The sequence below is a fragment of the Micromonospora chalcea genome, from assembly GCF_002926165.1.
GTDB lineage: Bacteria > Actinomycetota > Actinomycetes > Mycobacteriales > Micromonosporaceae > Micromonospora > Micromonospora chalcea.
Genome location: NZ_MAGP01000120.1, coordinates 19,028 through 45,807, shown reverse-complemented (window position 1 = coordinate 45,807; position 26,780 = coordinate 19,028). Strand labels below are relative to the sequence as shown.

Sequence of the window (26,780 nt, the reverse complement as noted above, 5' to 3'; positions counted from 1 at the left end):
CAATGGCTATCTGGCTGACCAAGGACTCCAAGGTCATCGTGCAGGGGATGACCGGTTCCGAGGGTTCCAAGCACACCCGGCGGATGCTCGCCGCCGGCACCAACGTGGTCGGCGGCGTGAACCCGCGCAAGGCCGGCACCACCGTCGACTTCGACGGCACCGAGCTGCCCGTCTTCGCGTCCGTCGCGGACGCGATGAAGTCCACCGGCGCGGACGTCACAGTCATCTTCGTGCCGCCGCAGTTCACCAAGGCCGCCGTGGTCGAGGCGATCGACGCCGGCATCGACCTGGCCGTGGTGATCACCGAGGGCGTGCCGGTGCACGACACCGCCGCGTTCTGGGCGTACAACAAGTCCAAGGGCGAGCGCACCCGGATCATCGGCCCGAACTGCCCGGGCATCGCCTCGCCGGGCGCGTCCAACGCCGGCATCATCCCGGCCGACATCACCGGCTCCGGCCGCATCGGCCTGGTCAGCAAGAGCGGCACGCTGACCTACCAGATGATGTACGAGCTGCGCGACATCGGCTTCTCCACCTGCGTCGGCATCGGCGGTGACCCGATCATCGGCACCACCCACATCGACGCCCTGGCCGCCTTCGAGGCGGACCCGGAGACCGACGCGATCGTCATGATCGGTGAGATCGGCGGCGACGCCGAGGAGCGGGCGGCCGAGTTCATCAAGGCCAACGTCACCAAGCCGGTGGTCGGCTACATCGCCGGCTTCACCGCCCCGCCCGGCAAGACCATGGGTCACGCCGGCGCGATCATCTCGGGCTCGGCGGGCACCGCCGACGCCAAGAAGGCGGCGCTGGAGGCGGTGGGCGTCAAGGTCGGCAAGACCCCGACCGAGACCGCCAACCTGATGCGGGAGCTCATGTCCGGCCGCTGAGCGGCCGTACCACGCGCCGAGGGGGCCGACCGGGGAACCGGCCGGCCCCCTCGCGTTCAGCGGTACCAGTACGGGTAGTACGAGTTGCCCCGGGCCCGCACGATGGCGCTGGCGACGATGTTGATCACACCGAACGCGATGGCCAGCCAGCCGAGCAGCTGCGACTTGCCGTTGCGCCGCGCGTCGCGGATCGACAGCGCGCCGAAGACGATGCCCAGGATGCCGCAGCAGAACAGGCCGAAGACGATGCCGAGGACGCCCCAGAGCGTGGTCCGGTCCCGGCCGACGGCCGGCGGCGGCGGTGGTGGCGGATACGGAGCGTGCACGGCTTCCTCCGAACGGTAGGCGCCGCGACGGGAATGGTCGCGTCTGAGGCCGAGGCTAGACCGGATCACCACCGCTGAGGCGGGGGTTCGGCGAACTCGCCGCGCTGCCGACCCGGTATCGGACTGCCGTCCTTCCCGCGGCGTGCCAGAGTAGACCCGATGTCACGTGTCACCCCTGACCAGCCACGCCGTCCGGCTTCCGGTCCCCGCGCCGGGGAACGGCCACCCGGCCGCGCCCGCCCGGCCGCGCGGGTGCCCGCGCCGCGCTCGGGCGAGGAGCCGCGCAGCCGGGCGCCGTTGCCCGTCGCGGCCGGGGTGGCGGCGCTCTGGGCCGCGCTGACCTCGTGGCTGCCGGTCTCCGTCGTGCTGGGCCTGGCCCAGCTCAGCGAGGACGCCGGCTCGCTCGGTGGCGCGCTGCGCGCCGGCCTGGCCGGCTGGCTGCTCGGGCACGGCGTGCCGCTGCAGACCACAGCCGGGCCGCTGGGCCTGATCCCGCTCGCGCTGAGCGCGCTCGCCGTCTGGCGGCTCACCCGCGCCGGCGTGCACGTCAGCCGGGCCGTCGGCGCGCGCGGGGCCGGCTCGCCCCGCCAGGCGCTCACCGTCGCGGCCGCCGTCGGGATCGCGTACGCGCTGCTCGGCGCGCTCGCCGCGTTCGCCGTCGACGCGGGCGGGCTGCGGGTCTCCCCGGTCACCGCCGCGCTCACGTTCGCCGCGTTCGGCGTGCCGGCCGCCCTGGTCGGGGCGCTGCGCACCACAGGCGTCTGGGCGCTGCTGACCGCGCGCTGCCCACCGCCGCTGCGCGACGGCCTGCGTACCGGCCTGGTCGCGGCGCTGCTGCTGCTCGGCGCGGGCGCGGGGGCGGCCGGACTGGCGGTGGCCACCGGCGGCGGCGACGCGGCCGACATGATCGGCGCCTACCGGACCGGGGTGGCCGGTCAGGCCGGCATCACCCTGGTCAGCCTCGCGTACGCGCCGAACGCCATCGCCTGGTCGGCCAGCTACCTGCTCGGTCCCGGGTTCGCCGTCGGCACCGACACCGCCGTCCGCACGAGTGAGGTGTCGGTCGGCGCGCTGCAGGCCGTACCGTTGCTGGCCGGCCTGCCCCGCGGCCCGATGGACGGGCTCGGCGCCGCGCTGCTCGCGGTGCCGGTGCTGGCCGCGATGGCGGCCGGCTGGCTCCTGGCCCGGCGGCTGATCCGGGCGGCCGCCGAGGAACGGGCCGATGTGGCCTGGCCGGCGCTGCTCGGGCCGGCCGCGCTCGCCGGACCGGTGGCCGGCGTGCTGCTGGGGCTGGTCGCGGCGGTCTCCGGCGGGCCGCTCGGCGGCGGGCGGCTGGCCGAGGTCGGCCCGTCGCCCTGGCCGGTGGCGGTGGTGGCCACCCTGGTGATCGCGGTGGGCGCGGTACTCGGCGCGGCCGCCACCCGCACCCTGACCCGCCCGGCGCGTCCGGCACCCCCGCCCCGCGCCACCCCGGCGCCCCGCTGATCCGTCCGGCGCCGCGCGGGGAGAGAGACGCGCGAGGGGCGCCCGGCGGTCGCCGGACGCCCCTCGTTCGAACGACGGTCAGGCGCCGAAGTTGTTCATGTTGATCGCAGCGCCCGCGATGGCGCTGACGATGCCGACGACCACGCCGACGGCGCCGCAGATCAGGGCGGCCCGCGCCTGGCCGGCGTTGCTGGCCTCGCCCGCCTGGACCTTCTTCTGGCCGAGCACGCCGAGGACGACCGCCACGATGCCGGCCGGGACACCCAGCAGCGGGCAGCACAGGCCGAGCACGATCGAGGCGATGCCGACGATCATGCCGGCCAGGCCCATGGTGTTGTTCTGGCCCTGACCCTGCGCCGGGCCGGCCGGGTAGCCGGCGGTCGGGTACTGCGGCGCGGCACCGTACGGCGGCTGCTGCTGCGCGTACGGGTCCTGGCCGTAGGCGGGCTGACCCGAGGTGGGCTGGCCGTACGGCTGGCCCGACGTCGGCTGCTGGCCGTACTGGGGCTGCTGGCCGTACTGCGGGGCCTGCGGCGGCTGGGCGTACGGGTCGTTCGGCTGAGCGGTCGGGTCCTGGTTCGGCTGCTGGCCGTACGGGTCCTGGCCGGGGTAACCGGGCTGCATGTCTGGGTGCTCCTCAGGTTCGGTTCGGTTGTGCGTCAGTTGCTGCCGCTGTTGCCGGCGATACCAGCCAGGCCGCCGAGGAGGCAACATCCCACCACGATGATGGCGATCCAGGCCAGGCCGGCGATGAGGGCCCACTTGGACCACTTCTTGGACTCGGCGGCGGCAGCCTGGGCGCCGGCGTAGTCGCCCTGCTGGATCAGCGGGTTGACCTTCGACGCGTTGATGATGGCCGGGATCGCGAGCGGCCAGAACAGGAAGATCGCGACGATGGACATCGTCATGTTGTTGTCGATCTGCTGTGGCTGCTGCGGGGGGTATCCGGGCTGCATGCGACGTACTCCTCGGTCCGACGGCACGCGGCGTGCCGGATTCTTCGTGGGGTGCGGGCCGGGCGCGAGGCCGGACACCGGGCGACCGGCAGCGTACCGCGAGCACGCCACCCGGGAGGTCAACCGTTGAGCCGCTGCCCCGAGGCCGGGGCGCCTGACCTGCCCGATAGGGTTGCCGCGTGACCGAGCCCGCGTCCGTCGCCCGCCTCGTCGTCCTCGTCTCCGGTTCCGGCAGCAACCTCCAGGCGCTGCTGGACGCCACCGCCGACCCCGGCTTCGGCGCCCGGGTCGTCGCCGTCGGCGCCGACCGGGACGGGATCGCCGGCCTGGACCGGGCCGCCGCCGCCGGCGTGCCGTCCTTCGTCGAGCGTGTCAAGGACCACCCCACCCGCGCCGACTGGGACAAGGCGCTCACCGCGCGGGTCGCCGAGCACCGGCCGGACCTGGTCATCAGCGCCGGGTTCCTCAAGCTGGTCGGGCCGGAGTTCCTGGCCGCGTTCGGCGACCGCTACCTCAACACGCACAACACGCTGCTGCCGGCGTTCCCCGGCATCCACGGCCCCCGTGACGCGCTGGCGTACGGCGTGAAGGTCACCGGGGCCACGCTGTTCTTCGTCGACGCCGGGATGGACACCGGGCCGATCGTGGCCCAGGTCGCCGTGCCGGTGCTCGACGGCGACGACGAGGACACGCTCACCGAGCGCATCAAGTCCGCCGAGCGGCGCCAGCTCGTCGAGCAGGTCGGCCGCCTGGTCCGTGAAGGCTGGACGATCACCGGAAGAAAGGTCACCATCCCGTGAACGCCACTGAGGACGCCGGCCGCCGCCCGATCCGGCGCGCGCTGGTCAGCGTCTACGACAAGACCGGCTTGGCCGAGCTGGCCCGCGCCCTGCACGAGGCCGGCGTGGAGATCGTGTCGACCGGGAGCACCGCGTCGACGATCTCCGGCGCCGGGGTGCCGGTCACGCCGGTCGAGCAGGTCACCGGCTTCCCGGAGATCCTCGACGGGCGGGTCAAGACGCTGCACCCGAAGATCCACGGTGGTCTCCTCGCGGACCTGCGCAAGGACGCGCACGCCGCCCAGCTCGACGAGCACGGCATCGCCGGCATCGACCTGCTGGTCTCCAACCTCTACCCGTTCCAGGCCACCGTCGCCTCCGGCGCCGACACCGAAGAGTGTGTCGAGCAGATCGACATCGGCGGCCCGGCGATGGTGCGGGCCGCGGCGAAGAACCACGCCTCGGTCGCGGTGGTGACCGACGCGGCCGCGTACCCGGCGGTGGTGGCCGCGCTCGCCGACGGCGGTTTCACGATCGCCCAGCGCCGGGCGCTCGCCGCCCGGGCCTTCGCCGACATCGCCGACTACGACGTGGCGGTGGCCGACTGGTTCGCCACCACCGTGGCGCCGGCCGAGGACGGCTGGCCGCAGTTCGCCGGGCTGGCGCTGCGCCGCCAGGCCGTGCTGCGGTACGGCGAGAACCCGCACCAGGCGGCGGCGCTCTACACCGATCCGGGCGCGCCGGCCGGGCTGGCCCAGGCCGAGCAGCTGCACGGCAAGGAGATGTCCTACAACAACTACGTCGACGCGGACGCCGCCTGGCGGGCCGCCAACGACTTCCCGGACCAGCCGGCGGTGGCGATCATCAAGCACGCCAACCCGTGCGGCATCGCGGTCGGCGCGGACGTGGCCGAGGCGCACCGCAAGGCGCACGCCTGCGATCCGGTCTCCGCGTTCGGCGGGGTGATCGCGGTGAACCGGCCGGTCGACGCGGCGATGGCCGGCCAGGTCGCGGAGATCTTCACCGAGGTTCTGGTGGCGCCCGGCTTCGACGAGGACGCGCTGGAGCTGCTGCGGGCCAAGAAGAACCTCCGCCTGCTGCGGGCGCCCGAGTTCGCCGTGCGGCCCGCCGAGTGGCGGCAGGTCAGCGGCGGCGTGCTGGTGCAGTCGCGGGACGCCGTCGACGCGCCCGGCGACGACCCGTCCGGCTGGACGCTGGCCACCGGCGACTCGGCCGACTCCGCGACGCTGCGCGACCTGGCGTTCGCCTGGCGGGCGGTCCGCGCGGTCAAGAGCAACGCGATCCTGCTGGCCCGCGACGGCGCCACCGTCGGCGTCGGCATGGGTCAGGTCAACCGGGTGGACTCGGCGCGGCTGGCGGTCAGCCGCGCCGGCGACGAGCGGGCCCGCGGCTCGGTCTGCGCCTCCGACGCGTTCTTCCCGTTCGCCGACGGCCCGCAGATCCTCATCGACGCCGGGGTACGGGCGATCGTGCAGCCGGGCGGCTCGATCCGGGACGAGGAGACCATCGCGGCCTGCAAGGCGGCGGGCGTCACCATGTACCTGACCGGGACGCGGCACTTCTTCCACTGACCAGGCCGTAGTCGCCCGGGTGCGTCGGTCGTCCACCCGACGGACGCACCCGGACGCCGGGCCGTTGCCCGCCGCCGGAACCGGTTGCTAGCGTGTGCGCGGCGACGATCGACCGTCTCCGCCGCCCGTGAGACCGGCAGGTGTGCCATGCGCGTTCGCGACCGGTTGACCGCCGTCGTCGTCACGCTGGCCTTCGTCCTGGCCGGACTGGGATCGGCCGCCGCGCCCGCCGTCGTCGCGCCACCTGCCGGAACGCTCGCCGCCGCGCCGTCCGCCGGAACGAGCCCGGTCGCGCTGCGTACCGCGTACCCCGGAATCTCCTGGTCGGAGCTTGCCGCCGGGCCGTGGCACGACCACGGCGGCGGCCTCGGCTACGCCGACGGACCGGACGACCTGGCCCCGGCCGCGCTCCCGCGCGTGGCCGGTCCGGCCGTGCCGGAACCCGTCGTGCCCGCGCCCCGGCCGCCGGTCGTGCCGCTGCCGCCGCGCGGCCCGCTCGCCGCGCGCGCCCCGCCGGCCGCCTGAGCCACGCCGGACCCGGGACCCGCACGCCGGGACACCTCACCCGAGCCGCATCGGACCGCCGCGTCGACCCGGCGGTTCCGTCGCGGGACACCGATCACGTACGGCGGCGCGCCTCAACGCCGCCGGGATCGCCCCGGGTCCACGCCCAACCCGCCGCAGCGGAGGCCCCGCCCCCTCTTCCTCCGGGGGACGGGGCCTTCGTCACGCTCACACGTCGGTGCGGACCTCGGCGAAGTGGCAGGCGCTGGGGTGCGGGTCCGCCGCCCGGGGCACGGTCTGCGGGTCCTGGACCGCGCAGACCTCCTCGGCCTTCCAGCAGCGGGTCCGGAAGTGGCAGCCGGACGGCGGGTCGGCCGGGCTGGGCACGTCGCCGCTGAGCCGGATGATGGTCTGCCGGTCGCGGGCCTCCGGATCGGGCACCGGGACCGCCGACAGCAGCGCCTGGGTGTACGGGTGGGTGGCCCGCTGGTAGATCTGCTCCTCGGTGCCGATCTCGACGATCCGGCCCAGGTACATCACCGCGACCCGGTCGGAGATGTGCCGCACCACCGACAGGTCGTGGGCGATGAAGATGTACGACAGCCCGAACTCGTCCTGGAGCTGCTCCAACAGGTTGATCACCTGGGCCTGGATGGAGACGTCGAGCGCCGACACCGGCTCGTCGCAGACGATGATCTCGGGCCGCAGCGCGAGCGCCCGGGCGATGCCGATGCGTTGCCGCTGGCCGCCGGAGAACTGGTGCGGGTACCGGTTGACGTGTTCCGGGTTGAGCCCGACCACGTCCAGCAGCTCCTGCACCCGCTGCCGCCGGCTGCGCTTCGGCGCCACCTCCGGGTGGATCTCGAACGGCTCGCCGACGATGTCGCCGACAGTCATCCGCGGGTTCAGCGAGGTGTACGGGTCCTGCATCACCATCTGCATGTTGCGGCGCAGCCGGCGCAGGTCCGCCCCGCCGGCCCGGAGCAGGTCGCGGCCCTCCAGCGTGACCCGCCCGGCGGTGGGCGTCTCCAGGCGCATCAGCAACCGGGCCAGCGTGGACTTGCCGCAGCCGGACTCGCCGACCACGCCGAGCGTCTCGCCGCGCCGCAGCTCGAACGAGACGCCGTCGACCGCCTTGACCTGGCCGATGGTCTTCTTGAACAGCACGCCCTGGCTGATCGGGAAGTGCTTGACCAGGTGGTCGACGGAGAGGATGGTCTCGCCGCGCACCTTCGTGGCGTCAGCCGGCGCTGTCATCGTGCACCTCCTGCGCGAAGTGGCACGCGCTGGTCCGCCCGTCGCCGAGCACCAGGTCGTGCGGCACCTCGTCCACACAGACCTGCTGGACGTACGGGCACCGGGGGTGGAACGGGCAGCCGGAGGGGATCGCCATCAGGTTCGGCGGCAGGCCGCGGATGCTCGACAGCTCCTGGCCGCGCACGTCCAGGCGCGGGATCGACTCCAGCAACCCCTTCGTGTACGGGTGGGCCGGCGCCCGGTACAGCGCGCGCACGTCGGCGTGCTCGACGATGCGGCCCGCGTACATGACCGCGATCCGGTCCGCGACACCGGCGACCACGCCCAGGTCGTGGGTGATCAGGATGAGCGCCGTGCCGAGGTCGCGGCGCAGGTCGGCCAGGAGGTCCATGATCTGCGCCTGCACCGTCACGTCCAGCGCGGTGGTCGGCTCGTCGGCGATCAGCACCTTCGGGTCGAGCGCCAGCGCCATGGCGATCATGACCCGCTGGCGCATGCCGCCGGAGAACTGGTGCGGGTAGTCGCCGAGCCGCTTCGCCGCGGCCGGGATCCGGACCAGGTCCATCAGCTCGGTCGTGCGCCTGCGCGCGTCGGCCCGGGACATCCCGGCCCGCTCGCGCAGCGACTCGCCGATCTGCCAGCCGACCGGGAAGACCGGGTTCAACGCCGACAGCGCGTCCTGGAAGATCATCGCGATCTCGGTGCCCCGGATCTGACGGCGTTCCTCCTCCGGCCGGGTCAGCAGGTCCCGCCCCTGGTAGAGGATCTGCCCGCCGCGCACGTACGCGGGCGGGGTGTCCAGGATGCCCATGATCGCCTGGGCGGTGACGGACTTGCCGGAGCCGGACTCGCCGAGCACCGCGAGCGTCTCCCCGGCGTCCAGGTGGTACGTCACCCCGTTGATGACCCGGGCCACGCCCTCGCGGGTGCGGAACTCGACGTGCAGGTCCCGTACCTCCAGCAGGTGCCCGCCCGGCGGGGTGGGCGAGGCCGGCGTGGGCCGGGCCGACGACTGGGTCATGGGTTGTCACCGCAGCTTCGGGTCGAAGGCGTCGCGGATCGCGTCGCCCAGCATGATGAAGGCGAGCACGGTCAGGGCGAGGAAGGCCGACGGCACGATCAGCGGCGTCGCCGACTCGCGCATGTGCACCCGCCCGGCGTCGATGTCGATGCCCCAGGAGATGGTCGGCGCCTTCAGGCCGATGCCGAGGAAGCTCAGCGTCGCCTCGGCCGCGATGAACGAGCCGAGCGCGATGGTGAGCACCACGATGGCCGGGGCGAGCGCGTTCGGCAGGATGTGCCGCCACATGATCCGACCGTTGCCGGCCCCCAGCATCCGGGCTGCGGCCACGTAGTCCTGCTCCCGGGCGGTGATCACCGAGGAGCGGACCACCCGGGCCGCGGTGGTCCACCCGAGCAGCGCCAGCACGAAGATCACCGCGAACAGCCGTACCGTGTCGCCGCTGGTGCTGACCCGCTTGAGCAGCACGATCGCGGCCAGCAGCAGCGGGATGCCGAGCACGATGTCGATCACCCGGGAGAGCACCGCGTCGACCCAGCCGCCGAAGTAGCCGGCGAGCATCCCGACGACGAGCGCGATCACGCCGGTGATCAGCGCGGAGAGCGCCCCCACCAGCAGTGAGGCGCGGGCGCCGTAGACCGCGCGGGCGAACGTGTCGCAGCCCTGGAAGTCGTACCCGAAGATGGCCCCGCCGGACGGCCCGGCGTGCTGGCGGGAGAGCACGCAGTCGCGCGGGTCGTTCGCGGCGAACAGCCCGGGGACCACCGCCATCGCGGCGACGAGCACCACCAGGAGCAGGCTGATCCAGAAGACCGGGTTGCGGCGCAGGTCCCGCCACGCGTCCCCGGCCAGGCTGCGGGCCCGCTCCGGCCGCCCGGCCCGGCCGGGCGTGCCCGGTTCGCCGGAGACGCCGCGCCGCGCCGCCTGGTTCTCGGTGGCCGCCACCGTCTCGAAGTCACTCATAGCGGATCCTCGGGTCGAGGACGGCGTAGAGCACGTCCACCACCAGGTTGGAGAGCAGGTAGACCACGACGAGCACGCTGACGATGCCGACCACCAGGGGGCCGTCCTCGGTGCGGATGCCGCGGAACAGGTTGAAGCCGACGCCGGGCACGTTGAACACGCCCTCGGTGATGATCGCGCCGCCCATCAGGTTGCCCAGCTCGACGCCGAGGAAGGTGATCACCGGGATGAGCGAGTTGCGCAGCACGTGCACGCCGACGATGCGGCGTCGCCGCAGGCCCTTCGAGCGGGCGGTGCGGACGTAGTCGGCGCGCAGGTTCTCGGTCACCGAGGTACGGGTCAGCCGCAGCGCGGTGGCCAGGGACAGCGAGCCGAGCACGATGCCGGGCAGCAGCAGCGCGTAGAAGGAGGGTTGCGCTCCGGCGGTGGGCGGGAAGATCGGCCAGCGTACGCCGAAGAAGTACTGCGCCAGCGGCGCGAGCACGATGGTGGGTATGCCGAGCACCAGCAGCGTGAGCACGAGCGTGGCGTGGTCGAACACGCCGGAGCGGCGGATGGCCGCGATCACGCCGGCGGTGACTCCGAAGATCACCGTGACCGCCATCGCGATCACCGCCAGCTTGAGGGTGACCGGCCAGGCGGCGGCGAGGATGTCGCTGATCTGCCGCCCGGTCAGCGACTGCCCGAGGTCACCCTGGACCAGGCCACCGAGGTAGTTGAAGTAGCGGTAGAAGAAGCCGCCGACCCCTGTCGCGTCCAGGTGGTACTTCTCGGTCAGGTAGGCCCGCTGCGCGGGGGTCACCGGCCGCTCCCCGGCGAGGGCCTGGATCGGGTCGCCCTGCCCGGCGAACATCAGCGCGTAGACGATCAGAGTGGTCCCGAAGAAGGCGAGGACCATCTGCAGGAGTCGCCGCAGGATGAAGCGGAGCATGCTGGCAAGTCTGCCGAAAACGGCGCAAATGCGGGCCAATGCCAAGGCCGGGCCACCCGGTGGGGGTGGCCCGGCCCGTCAGCAGGGTGTCAGGCGAGTTCGATCTTCAGCAGGTCCACCCGGTCGAAGAGGTCCACGTGGACGTTCTTGACCTTGGTCGAGTGGCCGAAGTTGTTCTGCCCGTACCGCAGCGGGATCACCGGCATGTCCTGCGCGAGCAGGTCCTCCGCCGCCTGGTACTTCTTGATCGCCTCGTCCTCGGTCGCCGCGCGGGCGCCCTCGGCGAGCAGCTTGTCGAACTCCGGGTTGCTGTAGCCGTAGTAGTTCGACGAGCCGGTGCTGCTGTACAGCGGGCCGAGGTAGTTCTCCATGGACGGGTAGTCCATGACCCAGCCCATCCGGAACAGGCCGACCGGCTGCTTCTTCTTGACCTTGGTCAGCAGGTCCGCGAACTTCGGCTCGGCGGTGCCGACGCAGTCCACGCCCAGGTTGGCCTTGAGCTGGTTGCAGGTGGCGTCGATCCAGTCCTTGTGGCCGCCGTCGCCGTTGTAGGACAGCTCGATCTTCTTCGGGCCGCCCGCGGCCTCGTACATGGCCTTGGCCTTGACCGGGTCGAACGCGCCCGCGGTGCCGATGGTGTTCTCCCGGTAGCCGGCGACCACCGGCGAGACGAACGAGCGGGCCGGCCGCTGCGAGTCCTTGAAGATCGACTTGGTGATCTCGTCCCGGTCGATCGCCATCGAGATGGCCTTGCGCACCTCGGGCTTGCTGAACTCCTCCTGGAACGTCGGGAAGGCCAGCACCTGCAGCGACGAGGCCGGGCTCTCCTGGTAGCGGTCGCCCAGGTCGGTCGCGGCGGTGGACAGGTTCTCGGTCGGGATCGTCTTGATCACGTCGAGGTTGTCCGACAGCACGTCCGCGTACGCGGCGGTCGGCTGCTGGTAGATGCGGAACTCGACACCGGCGACCTTGGGCTGCTGGCCCGGGAAGGCGTCGTAGCGCTCCACCTCGACCTTGGCGTCGTGCTGCCAGCTGCCCTTCATCTTGAACGGGCCCTGACCGATCGGGGCCTGCTCGTAGCCCTCGGCCAGCACGCCCGGCGCGGAAAAGGCCGCCTCGGGCAGCGGGTAGAAGGCGGTGTAGCCGAGCATCGACTTGAAGTCCACGTACGGCTCGTTGAGCGTCACGGTGAAGGTCAGGTCGTCGACCTTCTGCAGGCCGCTGAGCGTCTTCGCCTTCGGCGTCTCGCCCTGGAGGTCGTCGTAGCCGGCCACCTTCTCGAAGAAGTAGCTGGAGTTCTGGCCGTTCGGGGCGTACGCGCCGTAGTTCCAGGCGTCGATGTAGTTGTCGGCGGTGACCTTCTCGCCGTTGTGGAACGTGTAGCCGGGCTTCAGCTTGATCGTCCAGACCTTGTTGTCCGACGTCGTCACCGAGTCCGCCGCCACCTCGTGCGGCTTGTTCGCCTCGTCGTAGTCGACGAGCGGGCTGAACAGGGCCGACAGGACCTGGGAGCCGCTCGTCTCGTTGGTGTTTGTGGGCACCAGGTGCTGCGGCTCGGCGATCTCGATCCGCACGGCCGCGTCGGGGTTGCCGGCACCGCCGCTGCCGCCGCCCGAGCCGCAGGCCGTCAGGCCGAGCGTCACCGCGAGCGGGAGCGCGGCCCAGGCCGCGAGCCTACGAACACGCATGGGGTCTCCTCATCTCCTCACGCTGCGCGGTCGTCCCGACGTTGGGTGACTCTGCGCAACGAGCGGTAACGGTAGGTCGCGGTTCGGCCCATCGACAACTGGCGCGTGGTTGATCGATGACGGATCGTGTTCGCCCTGTCTTGTCGTTGCCGCTCGCGCGTGCTAAACCTCGCCCCTGCCTGGTTCTTTCCTGGTTGCCTCTGTTCCGGTCCGCGCGTGGCCGGGCGGTCTGCGACGGCTGTTCCCGCTGTCCGGTCCCTGCCCGTCCGGGTGTGACCGGGCTGCGGCGTCACCGTGATTGGTGACTCTCCGTGACTTAGCGCACGTTGCGCAGCGTGATCGTCGGCCGTCGTCGTCCGGGCCCGCCAGCGGGCGTGAGACGATCACGACGTGACGGCGACGATCCTGGACGGCAAGGCCACCGCGGCGGAGATCAAGGACGAGCTACGGGCCCGGGTCAAGGCGCTCGCGGAACGCGGCATCACCCCCGGCCTCGGCACGGTGCTGGTCGGGGAGGACCCCGGCTCCCAGGCGTACGTCAACGGCAAGCACCGCGACTGCGCCGAGGTCGGCATCGCCTCGCTGCGGGTCACGCTGCCCGCGGACGCCACCCAGGAGCAGCTCGACGCGGCGCTCGCCGAGCTGAACGCCGACCCGGCCTGCCACGGCTACATCGTCCAGCTCCCGCTCCCCGGCCACCTCGACACCCAGCGTGCGCTGGAGTCGATCGACCCGGACAAGGACGCCGACGGGCTGCACCCGGTCAACCTGGGCCGGCTCGTCCTCGGGTACGACGCGCCGCTGCCCTGCACCCCGCGCGGCATCGTGGAGCTGCTGCGCCGCCACGACGTGCCGCTGCGCGGCGCGAACGTGGCCGTCGTCGGCCGGGGCAACACGGTCGGCCGTCCGCTGGGCCTGCTGCTGACCCGGCGCAGCGAGAACGCCACGGTGACGCTCTGCCACACCGGCACGCTCGACCTCGCCGCGCACACCCGCGCCGCCGACGTCGTCATCGTCGCCGCCGGCGTACCGGGTTTGCTCACCGCCGACATGGTCAACCCGGGCGCGACAGTGGTCGACGTCGGCATCACGCGCGTGATCGGCGACGACGGCAAGGGCCGCTACACCGGCGACGTCGACCCGGAGGTCGCCGAGGTCGCCGGCAAGCTCGTGCCGATGCCCGGCGGCGTCGGTCCGATGACCCGGGCGATGCTGCTCACCAACGTGGTCGAACGGGCCGAGCGGGCGGGCTGACACCCACCCAGGTCATAACCGTCCGCCCCTGGCCCGATCGGTGCCAGGATGGCTGATACGGTCCGGAAAACCGACTGGGATCAGGGAGTGGGACGACCATGGGTAAGAAGGTCACTGTCGTCGGCGCCGGCTTCTACGGCTCGACCACCGCACAGCGCCTGGCCGAGTACGACGTCTTCGACACCGTCGTGATCACCGACATCGTGGAGGGCAAGCCGGCGGGTCTCGCGCTCGACCTCAACCAGTCCCGCGCGGTCGAGGGCTTCGAGACCAAGGTTGTCGGCGTCACCACCGGCCCGAACGGCGAGGGCTACGACGCCATCGAGGGCTCGGACGTGGTCGTCATCACCGCCGGCCTGCCGCGCAAGCCCGGCATGAGCCGGATGGACCTGCTGGAGACCAACGCCAAGATCGTCCGGCAGGTCTCCGAGAACGTCGCCAAGTACGCGCCGAACGCCGTCGTCATCGTGGTGTCCAACCCGCTCGACGAGATGACCGCGCTGGCCCAGCTCGCCACCCAGTTCCCGCGCAACCGGGTGCTCGGCCAGGCCGGCATGCTGGACACCGCCCGCTTCACCAACTTCGTCGCCGAGGCGCTGAGCGTACCGGTGAAGTCGGTACGGACCCTGACGCTCGGCTCGCACGGCGACACGATGGTCCCGGTGCCGTCCAAGAGCACCGTGAACGGCAAGCCGCTGCGTGACGTCATGCCGGCCGAGCAGATCGAGGAGCTGGTCGTCAAGACCCGCAACGGTGGCGCCGAGGTCGTCGCGCTGCTCAAGACCGGTTCGGCGTACTACGCCCCGTCCGCCGCCGCGGCCCGGATGGCGAAGGCAGTGGCCGAGGACTCCGGCGAGGTCATGCCGGTCTGCGCCTGGGTCGACGGCGAGTACGGCATCTCCGGCGTCTACCTGGGCGTCGAGGCCGAGATCGGCGCCGAGGGCGTGAAGCGGGTCGTCGAGACCGACCTGGACGCCGACGAGCTGGCCGCGCTGAAGGAGGCCGCCGAGGCCGTCCGCGCCAAGCAGGGCGACGTCGCCAGCATGTGACGCCCGACCCATCGAGCAGAAGGCCCGCCGGCTTCTGCCGGCGGGCCTTCCGCTGTCCCGCCCGCGTCTCTTCCCGCCCTCCCCGTCGATCATGAAGTTGACGGCGTATTCGATCTCCAATTCCGCCGCCAAACTCATGATCGAGCCGGTCGGGGGTGGGGGGTGAAGGGAGCGGTCAGGTGGGGAGTGGCCAGGACGGCGGGGGAGAGGGTTGCCAGCAGGGTCGTGCGGGAGTGGCGGGCTTCGTCCGGGTCCACCTCGTGGGCGTACGCCAGCTCCGGGGCGACCAACTGGATCGCGTGCACGAGCAGGTCGCCGGTGATCAGGAGGCGCTCGTCGTCCGCCTCGATGAGCACCGACTGGTGACCCGGCGTGTGGCCTGGGGTGTGCAGCAGCCGTACCCCCGGGGTGAGGGGCGTCTCGCCGTCGACCACCCGCAGGCGGCCGGCGGCGCGCAACGGCCCCAGCAGCCGGGCCGGCAGTTCCGGGTGGAACAGCTCCAGCGCGTCCAGCTCGGCGCGCTGGACCAGGTGGTCCGCGTTCGGGAACAGCGCGCCGGCCCAGCCCACGTGGTCGGTGTGCAGGTGGGTGAGGACCACGGTGCGGACGTCGGCCGGATCGATCTCGGCGGCGGCCAGCTCGGCCGGCAGCCGGCCGGGGACCGGCGCCCAGCTCGCGGCGAGCGAGTCGGCCGGGCCGATGCCGGCGTCGACGAGCGTGACCGGCCCGTCGCCGGTCCGCACCGCGAACGCGCGGAACCGCAGCCACCACCGGCCGTCGGCGGTGACGGCGCCCGGGTCGAGCCGGTCGGCAGCCGCCCAGTGCGCCTGGGTGGCGCCGGGAAACGCCTCGCCGCGGGGCTGGAAGAAGGGCCCCTCGCCGTCGGACAGCGCGGTGACCGTGATAGACCCGAGGGTGCGGCTGCGCGGCATCGCACGATGATGCCAGCGGGTCGCGGTACGGCGCAGCCCGCTTTTCCGGCGGCCCACCCGGGCCGCCTGGGGACTGCCGGCCAGTTTCCAGTACGCTCGTACTGCTTGAGCACGTGTCCCCCGAGAGGAGCGCCGGCCGATGGCGAAGATCAAGGTAAACAACCCGGTCGTGGAGATCGACGGCGACGAGATGACCCGGATCATCTGGAAGCAGATCCGGGAGCAGCTGATCCTGCCCTACCTCGACGTCGACCTGCACTACTACGACCTGTCGATCCAGCACCGTGACGCCACCGACGACCAGGTCACCGTCGACGCCGCCAACGCCATCAAGGAGCACGGCGTCGGCGTCAAGTGCGCCACCATCACCCCGGACGAGGCCCGGGTGGAGGAGTTCGGCCTGAAGAAGATGTGGCGGTCGCCGAACGGCACCATCCGCAACATCCTCGGCGGCGTGGTCTTCCGCGAGCCGATCATCATGTCGAACGTGCCGCGGCTCGTCCCGGGCTGGACCAAGCCGATCATCATCGGCCGGCACGCGCACGGCGACCAGTACAAGGCCACCGACTTCGTCGTCCCCGGCCCGGGCACGGTGACCATCACCTACACCCCGGCCGACGGCGGCACCCCGATGGAGATGGAGGTCGCCAACTTCCCCGGCGGCGGCATCGCCATGGGCATGTACAACTACGACGAGTCGATCCGGGACTTCGCCCGCGCCTCGTTCCGGTACGGCCTGGACCGCAACTACCCGGTCTACATGTCCACCAAGAACACCATCCTCAAGGCGTACGACGGCCGGTTCAAGGACATCTTCGCCGAGGTGTTCGAGAACGAGTTCAAGGCCGAGTTCGAGGCCGCCGGCCTCACCTACGAGCACCGGCTGATCGACGACATGGTCGCCGCGGCGCTCAAGTGGGAGGGCGGGTACGTCTGGGCCTGCAAGAACTACGACGGTGACGTGCAGTCCGACACCGTCGCGCAGGGCTTCGGCTCGCTCGGCCTGATGACCTCGGTGCTGCTCTCCCCGGACGGCCGCACCGTCGAGGCCGAGGCCGCCCACGGCACCGTCACCCGGCACTACCGGCAGTACCAGAAGGGCGAGAAGACCTCGACCAACCCGATCGCCTCGATCTACGCCTGGACCCGGGGCCTGGCCCACCGGGGCAAGCTGGACGGCACCCCGGCGGTCACCGAGTTCGCGAACACGCTGGAGAAGGTCATCGTGGACACCGTCGAGGGCGGCCAGATGACCAAGGACCTCGCGCTGCTCATCTCGCGGGACGCCCCGTGGCTGACCACCGACGAGTTCATGAACGCGCTCGACGAGAACCTGGCGCGCCGGCTCGCCGCCTGACGTGTAAGGAAGGGCCCCTTCTTAACGCCTCGCGTTGTGGAAGGGGCCCTTTTTAACACCTCAGGGCCGTCGGGGCGGCGTGACCTCGCTCGGTGCGTTCTCGTTGACAGGGTGGACGAGATGCCAGTCGCGTCCGTGAAGGTGGGCCGTCGCCGCGCGCCGGGCGGCCGACCTTCGAGGCTGCTGAGCGCAGCCAGCCGTCCCTTCCCTGCGGGGGGTCCTGTCCCGGGCCCCCCGCGCCCCCGTGCCCGGGCCACGGTCGTTAAGAAGGGGCCCTTTCTCTACCGCAGGCGTTAACAAGGGGCCCTTCCTTTCATGCGGCGCGCAGCAGCTCGGCGGCTCGCTCGGGGGCGATGTCGTTGATGAACACCCCCATGCCGGACTCCGACCCGGCCAGGTACTTCAGCTTGTCCTTGGCCCGCCGGATGCTGAACAGCTGCAGGTGCAGGTGGCCCAACTCCCTGTCGATCCGTACCGGCGCCTGGTGCCAGGCCGCGATGTACGGCATCGGCAGGTCGAACAGCCCGTCGAAGCGACGCAGCAGGTCCAGGTATAGCGGCCCGAACGCGTCCCGCTCGGCGTCGTCGAGCGCCGGGATGTCCGGCACCGGCCGGTGCGGCGCCACGTGCACCTCGAACGGCCAGCGCGCCGCCGCCGGGACGTACGCGGTCCAGTGCTCGTTGCTCGTCACCACCCGTTCCCCGGAGGCGCGTTCGGCGGCCAGCACGTCGGCGTACAGGTTGCCGCCGGTGCGCTCGGCGTGCCGCCGGGCGGCGGCCAGCATGTCGCGGGTACGCGGCGTGACGAACGGGTACGCGTAGATCTGCCCGTGCGGGTGGTGCAGCGTCACCCCGATCTCCACGCCCCGGTTCTCGAACGGGAAGACCTGCTCCACGCCGGGCAGCGCGCTCAGCGCTTCGGTGCGGTCGGCGAGCGCGTCCAGCACGGTCCGCACCCGGTGCGGGGAGAGCCGGGCGAACGAGGCGTTGTGGTCGTCGGTGAAGCAGACCACCTCGCACCTGCCGAGGCCGGGCCGTACCGGGGTGAAGGGCGTGATCTCGGCCGGTTCGTCGGCCACCCGCTGGCTCAGCGACGGGAACCGGTTCTCGAACACGACCACGTCGTAGTCCGGCGCCGGGATCTCGCTGTGCCGGTCGCCCCGGGACGGGCACAGCGGGCACTGGTCGGCCGGGGGCAGGAACGTGCGGGTCTGCCGGTGCACCGCGACCGCCACCCACTCGTCGGTCAGCGGGTCGTACCGCAGCTGCGAGGCGGGCGGGGGAGGGGGCAGGTCCCGCCGGTCCGGCTGGTCCCGGACCACGTCGTCCCGCTCGTCGAAGTAGATCAGCTCGCGGCCGTCGGCCAGCGCGATCTGCGTACGCTTCACTGCGCCCCCCTCTGCGCGGGCACCGTCACCAGCTCGCCCACCCTGTCGTCGAGTACCCGTCGTGCCTCGGGCGCCAACCGGTCGTCGGTGACCAGCACGTCTGCCGCGTCCAGCGGCACGATCGACGAGATGCCGACGGTGCCCCACTTGGTGTGGTCGGCCAGCACCACGAGCCGGTCCGCGGCGGCCACGAGCGCCCGGTTCGTGTCCGCCTCCATCAGATTGGGCGTGGTGAACCCGGCCCGTTCGCTGATGCCGTGCACGCCGAGAAAGAGCACGTCCAGGTGGAGCGCGGCGATCGCGGCCACGGCGAGCGGCCCGACGAGCGCGTCCGACGGCGTGCGTACCCCGCCGGTGAGCACCACTGTCTGGTCGGGCCGGCCGCCGACGTGCAGCGCCTCCGCCACCGGCAGCGAGTTGGTGACCACCGTGAGGCCGGGCACGTCGACAAGTCGCCGGGCCAGCTCGGCGGTGGTGGTGCCGGCGGAGAGCGCGATGGCGGCGCCGGGCCGGACCAGCCCTGCGGCGTGGTCGAGGATCGCCGCCTTCTCGGCGGACTGGCGGTCGGCCTTGGCGCGGAAGCCGGGCTCGTCGGTCGAGCCGGGACCGGCGGGCGTCGCGCCGCCGTGCACCTTGGCGAGCAGGCCCTGCTCGTGCAGCGTGTCCAGGTCGCGGCGGATGGTCATGTCGGACACGCCGAACTCGGCGGCCAGTTCGGTGACCCGGACGCCGCCGGCGAGACGCAGTCGTTCCAGGATCGCCGTCTGCCGCTGCCGCGCCAGCATTCCGGCCCACCTCCGAGCGTCACCGACCGCGTTGCTCACGCGGTCGAACGTGTTCCAACAAAGGCGAACACTACCGCGCAGCGAGGGGCGATGCGAAACCGCCGTCGTCCGTAAGGCCGGACGACGGCGGTCGAGGTGCTCGCAGGCCGGACGCGTCCGGCGGCCGAAAGGTCAGGCGGGCTGGAGTCGGGGCTCCACCCAGCCGGTCTCGGTGAGGTGTTCCATCACCTTCCCGATGGCCTCCTCGACGCTGATGTCCGAGGTGTCCACCACGAGATCCGCGTCGGTGGGCTCCTCGTACGGGTCGTCGATGCCGGTCATCCCGGTGAGCAGGCCGGCCCGGGCGCGGGCGTACAGGCCCTTGCGGTCGCGCTGCTCACAGACCGCGAGCGGCGTCGCCACGTGGACCAGCAGGAAGCCCGCGCCGGCCGCCTCGGCCATCTCCCGCGCGGTGGCGCGGGCCGCCGCGTACGGCGCGATCGGGCAGCAGATGCCGACCCCGCGGTGCCGGGCGATCTCGGCGGCCACCCAGCCGATCCGGCGCACGTTGAGATCCCGGTCGGACTTGCTGAACCCGAGCCCGGCTGACAGCTCCCGCCGCACCACGTCGCCGTCGAGCAGCGTGATCGTGCGGTCGCCCTGCTCACGGAGCACGTCGGCCAGGCCCCGGGCGATCGTCGACTTGCCCGAGCCGGACAGCCCGGTCAGGAAGATCACCAGTCCTCGGTACCGCCGCGGCGGGCGGGCCCGGACCAGTTCCTTCGCCACCGCCGGCGGGGTGTGCCACTCGGGCAGCGGGAAGCCCCGGTCCAGCAGGTCGTCGATCTCCTCCACGCTCAGCGCCAGCCGGCGGTTGCGCGGCGGGATGTCCTCCCGCCAGCGCCACTGCCCGTCCCGGTTGTCGTAGGCCAGCTCGCGGGGCACCAGCACACGCAGGCCGGCGCCGGAGAGCATGCCCTCGGTGGAGAGCAGGTGGGTCACGCCGTACGCGGCGGCGACCCGGGCCCGCAGCAGCGCGTCGCTGATCTCGTCACGCCGGCGGGCCAGCGGCACCGCCACCAGCGTCGCCGGGGGCATCCGGTCGCGGGCGGCGAACACGGTACGCACCAGCGCCTCGGACGGCAGGCCACCGGTCGACCCCTCGCCCACCGGGATCAGCACCAGCAGGTGCGCGCCGAGCGTGCGGGCCGCGTGCGCGATCTGCGCCAGTTGCGGGCGGTGCAGCGGACGGTCGGCGAAGACCCCGAGCACCCGGCCCGGCGGCAGCAGGCCGCGTACCTCGTCGGGGCCGCGCCGCAGGCGCTGGAACGGTCCGTGGCCGCCGTCGCCCAGGCGGCGCACCGTGCCACCGACGCCCACCAGGCCCTCGCGGCCCGGCCAGACGTCCGTCACGTCCATCGCCGCGACCGGCGCGCCCTCGCCGTCGGTGAGGACCACCGCCCGGCGGGCGGGGTCCGCCGGGTCGAGCCCGTCGGCCAGCGCGGCCGGCACCTGGAGCGTCACCGGCACCGGCCACGGGGTGCCGTCGGCGTGCCGGCCGCGCCGGCTCAGCGAGGTCAGGTCGGCCCGGCTCATGAAACCGGTGAGCGGCGCGTACGCCCCGCTCAGCAACAACTGGAGATCGGCCAGCTCAGCGGGTCTGGGCGCGTACGACGGCGCATCCCGCAGAACGTCCTCGGGCAGCAGCCACCCGTTGCTCATCGAACCCCCAACTCACCGGCCGGCACACAGTTTCGCAGCCCACCGGCGATCGGTCGAGAGCGCCACCCGGCCTCCCGGTAATCGCGCGTTCCGGCGATCGTGCCGAGGACGAACCGGGGTCTTCGAATCCTTACCGCCGGGCCGCCGCCGGTCGATCGTGCGAACGGCTGCCGGCGCGCGCCGTCCGGCCGAGCGCGCGATCCCGGATCCGCCGGACCGCCCGCCGGATCCGGGCGCGGAGCCGGCGCGGATCCTCCACCCGCGGCGGCCCGCCGTCGGCCGCGCAGCGCACCACGAGCGGCAGGTTCGCGTCCAGCGCCCACCCGGCCTGGATCACCCGGGCCCGGACCTCCCAGGTGCCCCGGGTCCGGCCGCCGTCGAGCGCCGCGAAGTCGACGGTGGCGGTGCTGCGGTGACAGACCCGGCCGTCGGCGGCCGGCTCGGTGGTGGCGTCGACCGGCAGGAAGAACTCCTCCCGGGTCTCCCGGCGGCGGATCACCACGTCGGTCCTCGCCCCGCCGGCCCGCATCACGACACCGTCCGGCGCGGCCTCGGCCACCGGGAGCACCGGCAGCCCTCGGTCGTCGAAGCGCAGCGGCTCGTCCCCGGCGCGCAGGTGGGCGGAGACGGCGACGGTCAGCGTCCGTCCCTCCACCTGCCACCGGTCGACGGCGGCGTGCGCCCGGACACTCACGTCCCACTCCGCCAGCCGGCGCAGGTCGGCCATCCGCCCCTGCGCGGCGAGATGCGCGATCACCTGGTACATCGGCGGCACCCCGGCGATCGCCTCGGGTGCGACACGCTCCTTCACGAGCTGCCCCACCTCGTCCGCCACCTGCCCGGCCCAGGGCTCCGGCGCGCTCAGCAGCGCCTGCCCGCGCAGCCGGTTCAGCATCTCCTTGCGCAGCCAGCGCCGGTGCAGCCGCAGGCGGGCCGCGGCCGGTGGGCGGTGGGCGTCCACGATGTCCATCGCGGCCCGCAGCGCCGCGTAGTACTCCGCCGGGTCCATCCGGGTGGCGGTGACGTTGCCCGCGTCCTCGCGGCGGGCGTGGTGGTAGCAGGGGTGGTCGGCCAGCACGCAGATCCGCTCGGCGAGCAGGTAGGCCGCCGCCATCAGCCGGTGGTCCTCCAGGCGTCGCGGGTGGCCCTCCGGGAAGCGCAGCCCGTGCCGGTCGAGGAAGGACCGCCGGAACAGCTTGTGACAGGTCATGCTGTCGGCCAGCGGCGCGTTCGCCAGGGTGGCGTCGAACCGGTTCTCCCGGAACAGCTCCCGCGGTACGCCCCGCCGGTGCCCGATCATCCGTCCGACGACGATGTCCGCGTCGTGTGCCCGGGCGCAGGAGTGCAGGCGGGCCAGCGCCTCGTCGCCGAACCAGTCGTCGTCGTCGGCGAAGAAGACGTACTCGCCGCGTGCCTGCTCCAGCCCCTGGTTGCGCGGGCGCGACGGCCAGCCCGAGTGCGGCAGGCGCAGCACCCGCACGTGCGGGTCGGCAGCGGCCAGCTCGTCCAGGCGCTGCGGCGTCCCGTCGGTCGACCCGTCGTCGGCGAAGATCACCTCGTATCCGCCGGGCGGCAGCCCCTGCCGCGACAGCGACGCGACGAGCGGATCGAGGTGGGCACCGCAGTTGTACGTGGGCACCACCACGCTCACCGCCGGCCGGTCCGTACCGTCGCTCATGACGCCCCCCGTCGAGTCGCCTCACACGGTGGCAGCTTCCCCGCGACGCCGCTACCCCGTCGGTCACCTAGGGGGCCCGGAGCCGAGGGATCAGGGGATCGCCCGGGTCAGGACGGGCTCCGGCGCGGCCCCGGAGTTCTACGCTGAACGGCGTGACACTGCTCGCGACCGAGTCGCTGACCAAGACGTACGGAGGCCGGGTCACCGCGTTGACCGACCTCACCGTATCGGTCGAGCCGGGGATCATCGGGCTGGTGGGCGCGAACGGCGCCGGCAAGTCCACTCTGATCAAGATCCTGCTGGGTCTGCTCCCGCCGACCAGCGGCCGGGTACAGGTGCTCGGCCTCGACCCGACCACCGACCCGGCCGCGGTCCGCGCCCGGGTCGGATACATGCCCGAGCACGACGCCCTCCCGCCCGACCTGTCCGCCGCCGAGCTGGTCACCCACCTGGGCCGGATCAGCGGACTGCCGCGCACCGTCGCCCGGGAACGGGCCTCCGAGGCGCTGCGCCACGTCGGTCTGCACGAGGAGCGGCACCGGGCCGTCGGTGGCTACTCCACCGGTATGAAGCAGCGGGTCAAGCTCGCCCAGGCGCTCGTACACGATCCCGATCTGCTGCTGCTCGACGAGCCGACGAACGGCCTCGACCCGGCCGGCCGGGACGCCATGCTCGCGCTGATCCACCGCATCGGCACCGAGTTCGGCATCTCGGTGGTGGTCTGCTCGCACCTTCTCGGCGAGGTGGAGCGGATCTGCGACACGCTCGTCGCCATCGACGGCGGCCGGCTGCTGCGCGCCGACCGGGTGTCCGCCATGACCACCGCCACCGACGTGCTCGCCGTCGAGGTGAGCGAGGGCACCGACGAGCTGGCCGCCCGGCTCGCCGCGCTCGACCTGCCGGTGACCCGCGACGGGCGGCTGCTGCTCCTCCAGCTCGCCGACGACGCCACCTACGACCAGATCCTCGGCGCGGTCGCCGAGCTGGACCTGCCGCTGCACCGGCTGGACCAGCGGCGGCACCGGGTGGCCGAACTCTTCGCCGCGAGGGAGCCCAGCCATGTCTGACGCGACCGGGGTCATCCACGACATCGGCTACCAGCGCTACACCGGCCCGCGGCTCGGCCGCCGGCAGGTCTTCGGCGCGCTCTACCTGCACGGCGTGCGTACCGTCTTCGGGCTGGGCCGCAGCGCCAAGGCCAAGATCTTCCCGTGGCTGGTCGTCTCCGTGGTGACCGTGGTGGCCGCCGGCGTCACCGCGGTGCGCAGCCAGATCGGCGAGGTGGTGATGACGTACGCCCAGTTCGCCGACGCGATGAGCTGGCTGGTCATCTTCTTCGCCGCGGTGGCCGCGCCCGAGCTGGTCTCCCGCGACCTGCGCAGCGGCGTGCTGCCGCTGTACTTCTCCCGGCCGCTGCCGCGCGGCGACTACGCGCTGTCCAAGCTGCTGGCGCTTGTCACCGCGCTGTGGCTGCTGCTCGGCGGCCCGCAGCTGGTGATGTTCCTCGGCGCCGCGTTCACCACGAACCGGGGCGTACGCGGGGTGTGGGACGAACTGCTCGACCTGCTGCCCGGGCTGCTCTACGCCGGGCTCTGGGCGGTGGTGTTCGCCTCGATCGCGCTGCTCGTCGCCTCGCTGACCGGCAAGCGCGCGTTCGCGGCCGGCGGCATCGTGGCGGTCTTCCTGATGACCACGCCGGTCGTCGGCGTGCTGTCCATCCTGCCCTCGCGGACGATCAACGAGCTGGCCTTCGTCGCCTCCCCGCCGACGCTCGTCGGCGGCGTGGGCAACTGGGCGCTCGGCGACCGGCTGACCCAGGGACGGGGTGGCATGCCGATCGGCGACTTCGGGCCGGTCTACGCCGCGGTCGCCGTGCTGCTGGTCGCCGCCTGCGTCAGCCTGCTGCTCCTGCGATACCGGAAGGTGGCCGCCCGATGACGGCGATCAGCACCCAGTCGACGGCCGGCGCGCCCGCCGCCGCGACGAGCACGCTCGACCTGGCCGGTGTCTCCCGCTGGTACGGCAACGTGGTGGCGGTCAACGACGTCACCATGCGGCTCGGCCCCGGCGTGACCGGCCTGCTCGGCCCCAACGGCGCCGGCAAGACCACGCTGCTGCACATGATGGCGGGCTTCCTGTCGCCGTCGCGCGGCACGGTGACGCTGGACGGGGAGCCGACCTGGCGCAACCCCGGCGTCTACCGGCGGCTCGGCCTGGTCAGCGAGCGCGAGGCGGTGCACACGTTCCTCAGCGCGTACGAGTTCGTGCTGGCCAGCGCGAAGCTGCACCGGCTGCCCGACCCGGAGGCCGCCACGAAGCGGGCGATCGAGCTGGTCGAGATGGAGGACGCGCAGACCCGCCGGATCGGCACCTACTCCAAGGGCATGCGGCAGCGCACCCGGGTCGCCGCCGCGCTGGTGCACGACCCGCAGGTGCTGCTGCTCGACGAGCCGTTCAACGGGATGGACCCGCGCCAGCGGCTGCACATGATGGCGCTGCTGCACCGGCTCGGCGACGCGGGACGGACCATCCTGTTCAGCTCGCACATCCTGGAGGAGGTCGAGCAGGTCTCCGGCACCGTCCAGGTGATGGTCGCCGGCCGGCTGGCCGCCTCCGGCGACTACCGGACCATCCGCCGCCTGATGACCAACCGGCCGCACGTGTTCGCGGTCCGCTCCACCGACGACCGCGCCCTGGCGGTGGCGCTGATGGCCGAGGCGTCGGTCTCCGGCGTCGAGCTGGGCCGCACCGGCCTGACCGTCAAGGCCGGCGACTACGGCGCGTTCACCCGGGCCCTGCCCCGGATCGCGCTCCGGCACGGCATCCGGGTCCGGCAGCTCCTGCCGGAGGACGAGTCGCTGGAGAGCGTCTTCTCGTATCTGGTGGAGGCATGATGTCGACAGTCACCTGGATCACCGCGCGCGGCCTGTTCGGCCGGAGCCGGTTCCTCATGCTGCTGCCGTTGCCGCTGATCCTGATCGGCCTGGCGGTGCTCTGCCGGTCGCTCGGCGTCGACCCCGGCCAGTGGGGCCCGCCGGTGCTCGTCGGCCTCGGCCTGGCGGTGGTGCTGCCGGTGGTGGCGCTGATCGAGGGCACCGGCGTGCTCGGCGCGGAGATCGACGACGGCACCGTCGTGCACATCCTCACCAAGCCGCTGCCGCGCTGGCAGATCGTGCTGCCGAAGCTGGCGGTCGCGGCCGGCGTCACGGCGGTCACCGTCGGTGTCCCGATCTACGTCGCGGGCGTGCTCGCCGATTCGGTACGCCTCGGACTCGCCCTGGTCGTCGCCTCGGCGGCGGGCGCGCTGGCGTACTCGGCGCTGTTCCTGGCGCTGAGCCTGGTGACCCGGCGGCCGGTGCTGCTCGGCCTGGTCTACGTGCTGATCTGGGAAGGCCTGCTGGGCCGGTTCGTCAGCGGCACCCGGGTGCTGTCGATCCAGCAGTGGGTGATCGCCCTGGCCGACCGGATGGCGCCGACGCCGCTGCTCGGCACCAGTGTCTCGGTGCCGGTCGCGGCGGTGCTCACCGCGCTGGTGGCGGTCGGGTTCACCGTGCTGGCGATCGACCGCCTGCGCTCGTTCAGCGTGGCCGGCGAGACGAGCTGAGCCCGCAGGGCGGGACCCGTTTTCCGGCGTTCGCGACGGAAAACGGGTTCCGCCCTGCCGTGTCCGGTCTGCTAGTTTGCGGCGGCTACGAACACCGACACGGGGAGAACACTGTGCGTTCAGCTCGCTTCGCCCTGCTGGCTCCGGCCGCGGTGGCGATGATCGTCATGTCCGGCTGCGGCGACGACGAGGTGGCCCCCTCGGCCGGGTCGGCGGCGCCCTCCGCCCCGGCCGCCACGTCCGTGCCGCCGGTGACGCCGGCCCCGGTGGGCCTCGACGAGGCCACCCGGAAGACCTGCGCGACGGCGGAGAAGGACATCACCGCCGCCCTGAAGGAGGTGGCCGAGGCGGAGAAGATCGGCCCGCCGGCCGGTCACTCGGCGGTCAGCGCGCAGTACTCGGCGGGCGCGGCCACGCTCTACACGCACGCCTTCACCAACAGCGACGAGGTGAACAGCGCGGTGAAGGGCGTCGCGACCGAGATGAGCGACCTCGCCGACGCCTGGGCCAAGGCGCCGGGCAAGGCGCCGAGCAGGGCGGATCTCACCGCCGCCCGGGACAAGCTCAAGGCGGCCTGCGCGGCCGACTGAGGCATGCACCGCCGCGGGCCGGTCCGGCCGGCCCTTCGGGTGTTAAGAAGG

26 protein-coding genes are annotated in these 26,780 nt (G+C 72.7%); 13 read left to right on the top strand and 13 right to left on the bottom strand.

Annotated features, from left to right (window positions below):
• Positions 1-2 precede the first annotated feature (2 nt).
• Positions 3-890, top strand: a complete 888-nt coding sequence (gene sucD / locus BAW75_RS18280; RefSeq protein ID WP_030501510.1) for a succinate--CoA ligase subunit alpha — start codon at positions 3-5, stop codon at positions 888-890.
• Positions 891-946: 56 nt separating this feature from the next.
• Here the strand turns inward: sucD and BAW75_RS18275 are convergent, their stop codons facing one another.
• The gene (locus BAW75_RS18275; RefSeq protein WP_043328358.1) at positions 947-1,216 is read right to left on the bottom strand and encodes a hypothetical protein; all 270 of its coding nucleotides are present in this window, start codon (positions 1,214-1,216) and stop codon (positions 947-949) included.
• Positions 1,217-1,375: 159 nt separating this feature from the next.
• Here BAW75_RS18275 and BAW75_RS18270 point away from each other — a divergent pair, with 159 nt between their 5' ends.
• Positions 1,376-2,701 (top strand): cell division protein PerM, encoded by a 1,326-nt coding sequence (locus tag BAW75_RS18270; protein WP_104114347.1) that lies wholly within the window; start codon positions 1,376-1,378, stop codon positions 2,699-2,701.
• A gap of 78 nt (positions 2,702-2,779) precedes the next feature.
• On the opposite strand, the gene BAW75_RS18265 is transcribed toward BAW75_RS18270, so the two are convergent.
• Together BAW75_RS18265 and BAW75_RS18260 are read right to left on the bottom strand one after the other, a co-directional pair.
• Positions 2,780-3,325 (bottom strand): DUF4190 domain-containing protein, encoded by a 546-nt coding sequence (locus BAW75_RS18265; RefSeq protein WP_043328360.1) that lies wholly within the window; start codon positions 3,323-3,325, stop codon positions 2,780-2,782.
• A 35-nt stretch (positions 3,326-3,360) separates the two neighbouring features.
• Entirely contained in the window at positions 3,361-3,657 is a 297-nt protein-coding gene (locus BAW75_RS18260) for a CD225/dispanin family protein (protein WP_043328361.1), read from the bottom strand.
• Positions 3,658-3,836: 179 nt separating this feature from the next.
• On the opposite strand from BAW75_RS18260, the gene purN reads away from it, so the two are divergent.
• From purN to BAW75_RS18245, 3 genes are all read left to right on the top strand, one after another.
• Positions 3,837-4,457 carry a phosphoribosylglycinamide formyltransferase gene (gene purN / locus BAW75_RS18255; protein ID WP_069088272.1) on the top strand — a complete coding sequence of 207 codons (621 nt, stop codon included), beginning with the start codon at positions 3,837-3,839 and terminating at the stop codon, positions 4,455-4,457.
• Positions 4,454-6,028, top strand: a complete 1,575-nt coding sequence (purH, locus tag BAW75_RS18250) for a bifunctional phosphoribosylaminoimidazolecarboxamide formyltransferase/IMP cyclohydrolase (protein WP_104114346.1) — start codon at positions 4,454-4,456, stop codon at positions 6,026-6,028. Before purN ends, purH begins: the two co-directional genes overlap by 4 nt.
• Positions 6,029-6,175: 147 nt before the next feature.
• Positions 6,176-6,553 (top strand): hypothetical protein, encoded by a 378-nt coding sequence (locus BAW75_RS18245; RefSeq protein ID WP_104114345.1) that lies wholly within the window; start codon positions 6,176-6,178, stop codon positions 6,551-6,553.
• Positions 6,554-6,760: 207 nt separating this feature from the next.
• On the opposite strand, the gene BAW75_RS18240 is transcribed toward BAW75_RS18245, so the two are convergent.
• The 5 genes from BAW75_RS18240 to BAW75_RS18220 all read right to left on the bottom strand — a co-directional run bounded on the left by BAW75_RS18240 (position 6,761) and on the right by BAW75_RS18220 (position 12,392).
• The gene (locus BAW75_RS18240) at positions 6,761-7,789 is read right to left on the bottom strand and encodes an ABC transporter ATP-binding protein (RefSeq protein ID WP_104114344.1); all 1,029 of its coding nucleotides are present in this window, start codon (positions 7,787-7,789) and stop codon (positions 6,761-6,763) included.
• The gene (locus tag BAW75_RS18235) at positions 7,773-8,810 is read right to left on the bottom strand and encodes an ABC transporter ATP-binding protein (RefSeq protein WP_104114343.1); all 1,038 of its coding nucleotides are present in this window, start codon (positions 8,808-8,810) and stop codon (positions 7,773-7,775) included. The genes BAW75_RS18240 and BAW75_RS18235 overlap by 17 nt, the downstream gene beginning before the upstream one ends.
• Positions 8,811-8,816: 6 nt before the next feature.
• A complete protein-coding gene (locus BAW75_RS18230; RefSeq protein WP_104114342.1) occupies positions 8,817-9,773 on the bottom strand; it encodes an ABC transporter permease in 957 nt (318 codons plus the stop codon).
• Positions 9,766-10,704: an ABC transporter permease gene (locus tag BAW75_RS18225; RefSeq protein ID WP_104114341.1), complete on the bottom strand. Its 939-nt coding sequence runs from the start codon at positions 10,702-10,704 to the stop codon at positions 9,766-9,768. The genes BAW75_RS18230 and BAW75_RS18225 overlap by 8 nt, the downstream gene beginning before the upstream one ends.
• A gap of 89 nt (positions 10,705-10,793) precedes the next feature.
• Positions 10,794-12,392 carry a peptide ABC transporter substrate-binding protein gene (locus tag BAW75_RS18220; protein ID WP_043328368.1) on the bottom strand — a complete coding sequence of 533 codons (1,599 nt, stop codon included), beginning with the start codon at positions 12,390-12,392 and terminating at the stop codon, positions 10,794-10,796.
• 390 nt (positions 12,393-12,782) lie between these two features.
• Here BAW75_RS18220 and BAW75_RS18215 point away from each other — a divergent pair, with 390 nt between their 5' ends.
• Positions 12,783-13,646: a bifunctional methylenetetrahydrofolate dehydrogenase/methenyltetrahydrofolate cyclohydrolase gene (locus BAW75_RS18215; RefSeq protein WP_043328369.1), complete on the top strand. Its 864-nt coding sequence runs from the start codon at positions 12,783-12,785 to the stop codon at positions 13,644-13,646.
• A gap of 98 nt (positions 13,647-13,744) precedes the next feature.
• A complete protein-coding gene (locus tag BAW75_RS18210) occupies positions 13,745-14,695 on the top strand; it encodes a malate dehydrogenase (protein ID WP_043328370.1) in 951 nt (316 codons plus the stop codon).
• Positions 14,696-14,829: 134 nt separating this feature from the next.
• Here the strand turns inward: BAW75_RS18210 and BAW75_RS18205 are convergent, their stop codons facing one another.
• The gene (locus tag BAW75_RS18205) at positions 14,830-15,627 is read right to left on the bottom strand and encodes an MBL fold metallo-hydrolase (protein ID WP_104114340.1); all 798 of its coding nucleotides are present in this window, start codon (positions 15,625-15,627) and stop codon (positions 14,830-14,832) included.
• 139 nt (positions 15,628-15,766) lie between these two features.
• Here BAW75_RS18205 and BAW75_RS18200 point away from each other — a divergent pair, with 139 nt between their 5' ends.
• Complete coding sequence (locus BAW75_RS18200; RefSeq protein ID WP_043328372.1) at positions 15,767-16,984, top strand: NADP-dependent isocitrate dehydrogenase; 1,218 nt, start codon at positions 15,767-15,769, stop codon at positions 16,982-16,984.
• 313 nt (positions 16,985-17,297) lie between these two features.
• Here the strand turns inward: BAW75_RS18200 and galT are convergent, their stop codons facing one another.
• The 4 genes from galT to BAW75_RS18180 all read right to left on the bottom strand — a co-directional run bounded on the left by galT (position 17,298) and on the right by BAW75_RS18180 (position 22,535).
• Positions 17,298-18,371: a galactose-1-phosphate uridylyltransferase gene (gene galT, locus BAW75_RS18195; RefSeq protein WP_104114339.1), complete on the bottom strand. Its 1,074-nt coding sequence runs from the start codon at positions 18,369-18,371 to the stop codon at positions 17,298-17,300.
• Complete coding sequence (locus BAW75_RS18190; RefSeq protein ID WP_104114338.1) at positions 18,368-19,156, bottom strand: DeoR/GlpR family DNA-binding transcription regulator; 789 nt, start codon at positions 19,154-19,156, stop codon at positions 18,368-18,370. The genes galT and BAW75_RS18190 overlap by 4 nt, the downstream gene beginning before the upstream one ends.
• Positions 19,157-19,327: 171 nt before the next feature.
• Positions 19,328-20,857, bottom strand: a complete 1,530-nt coding sequence (cysC, locus tag BAW75_RS18185; RefSeq protein ID WP_104114337.1) for an adenylyl-sulfate kinase — start codon at positions 20,855-20,857, stop codon at positions 19,328-19,330.
• Between the two features lie 130 nt (positions 20,858-20,987).
• A complete protein-coding gene (locus BAW75_RS18180; RefSeq protein WP_084789606.1) occupies positions 20,988-22,535 on the bottom strand; it encodes a glycosyltransferase family 2 protein in 1,548 nt (515 codons plus the stop codon).
• 152 nt (positions 22,536-22,687) lie between these two features.
• Here BAW75_RS18180 and BAW75_RS18175 point away from each other — a divergent pair, with 152 nt between their 5' ends.
• From BAW75_RS18175 to BAW75_RS18155, 5 genes are all read left to right on the top strand, one after another.
• Complete coding sequence (locus BAW75_RS18175) at positions 22,688-23,602, top strand: ABC transporter ATP-binding protein (RefSeq protein ID WP_104114336.1); 915 nt, start codon at positions 22,688-22,690, stop codon at positions 23,600-23,602.
• On the top strand, positions 23,595-24,473 hold the full coding sequence (locus tag BAW75_RS18170; protein ID WP_043328381.1) for an ABC transporter permease: 879 nt from the start codon (positions 23,595-23,597) through the stop codon (positions 24,471-24,473). The genes BAW75_RS18175 and BAW75_RS18170 overlap by 8 nt, the downstream gene beginning before the upstream one ends.
• The gene (locus BAW75_RS18165) at positions 24,470-25,429 is read left to right on the top strand and encodes an ABC transporter ATP-binding protein (protein ID WP_064448850.1); all 960 of its coding nucleotides are present in this window, start codon (positions 24,470-24,472) and stop codon (positions 25,427-25,429) included. Before BAW75_RS18170 ends, BAW75_RS18165 begins: the two co-directional genes overlap by 4 nt.
• A complete protein-coding gene (locus tag BAW75_RS18160) occupies positions 25,429-26,139 on the top strand; it encodes an ABC transporter permease subunit (protein ID WP_104114335.1) in 711 nt (236 codons plus the stop codon). The genes BAW75_RS18165 and BAW75_RS18160 overlap by 1 nt, the downstream gene beginning before the upstream one ends.
• Positions 26,140-26,291: 152 nt before the next feature.
• Positions 26,292-26,729, top strand: a complete 438-nt coding sequence (locus tag BAW75_RS18155) for a hypothetical protein (RefSeq protein ID WP_208635268.1) — start codon at positions 26,292-26,294, stop codon at positions 26,727-26,729.
• Positions 26,730-26,780 lie beyond the last annotated feature (51 nt).

Bases quoted from the DNA above. Each gene is read 5' to 3' on its own strand.
- BAW75_RS18270 (WP_104114347.1), top strand. From the start codon at position 1,376: ATGTCACGTGTCACCCCTGACCAGCCACGCCGTCCGGCTTCCGGTCCC.
- BAW75_RS18220 (WP_043328368.1), bottom strand. From the start codon at position 12,392: ATGCGTGTTCGTAGGCTCGCGGCCTGGGCCGCGCTCCCGCTCGCGGTG.
- BAW75_RS18170 (WP_043328381.1), top strand. From the start codon at position 23,595: ATGTCTGACGCGACCGGGGTCATCCACGACATCGGCTACCAGCGCTAC.
- BAW75_RS18240 (WP_104114344.1), bottom strand. From the start codon at position 7,789: ATGACAGCGCCGGCTGACGCCACGAAGGTGCGCGGCGAGACCATCCTC.
- BAW75_RS18260 (WP_043328361.1), bottom strand. From the start codon at position 3,657: ATGCAGCCCGGATACCCCCCGCAGCAGCCACAGCAGATCGACAACAAC.
- BAW75_RS18200 (WP_043328372.1), top strand. From the start codon at position 15,767: ATGGCGAAGATCAAGGTAAACAACCCGGTCGTGGAGATCGACGGCGAC.
- BAW75_RS18180 (WP_084789606.1), bottom strand. From the start codon at position 22,535: ATGAGCGACGGTACGGACCGGCCGGCGGTGAGCGTGGTGGTGCCCACG.
- BAW75_RS18205 (WP_104114340.1), bottom strand. From the start codon at position 15,627: ATGCCGCGCAGCCGCACCCTCGGGTCTATCACGGTCACCGCGCTGTCC.
- BAW75_RS18210 (WP_043328370.1), top strand. From the start codon at position 13,745: ATGGGTAAGAAGGTCACTGTCGTCGGCGCCGGCTTCTACGGCTCGACC.
- BAW75_RS18165 (WP_064448850.1), top strand. From the start codon at position 24,470: ATGACGGCGATCAGCACCCAGTCGACGGCCGGCGCGCCCGCCGCCGCG.
- BAW75_RS18225 (WP_104114341.1), bottom strand. From the start codon at position 10,704: ATGCTCCGCTTCATCCTGCGGCGACTCCTGCAGATGGTCCTCGCCTTC.
- BAW75_RS18235 (WP_104114343.1), bottom strand. From the start codon at position 8,810: ATGACCCAGTCGTCGGCCCGGCCCACGCCGGCCTCGCCCACCCCGCCG.
- BAW75_RS18245 (WP_104114345.1), top strand. From the start codon at position 6,176: ATGCGCGTTCGCGACCGGTTGACCGCCGTCGTCGTCACGCTGGCCTTC.
- BAW75_RS18230 (WP_104114342.1), bottom strand. From the start codon at position 9,773: ATGAGTGACTTCGAGACGGTGGCGGCCACCGAGAACCAGGCGGCGCGG.
- BAW75_RS18265 (WP_043328360.1), bottom strand. From the start codon at position 3,325: ATGCAGCCCGGTTACCCCGGCCAGGACCCGTACGGCCAGCAGCCGAAC.
- sucD (WP_030501510.1), top strand. From the start codon at position 3: ATGGCTATCTGGCTGACCAAGGACTCCAAGGTCATCGTGCAGGGGATG.
- BAW75_RS18160 (WP_104114335.1), top strand. From the start codon at position 25,429: ATGTCGACAGTCACCTGGATCACCGCGCGCGGCCTGTTCGGCCGGAGC.
- BAW75_RS18190 (WP_104114338.1), bottom strand. From the start codon at position 19,156: ATGCTGGCGCGGCAGCGGCAGACGGCGATCCTGGAACGACTGCGTCTC.
- cysC (WP_104114337.1), bottom strand. From the start codon at position 20,857: ATGAGCAACGGGTGGCTGCTGCCCGAGGACGTTCTGCGGGATGCGCCG.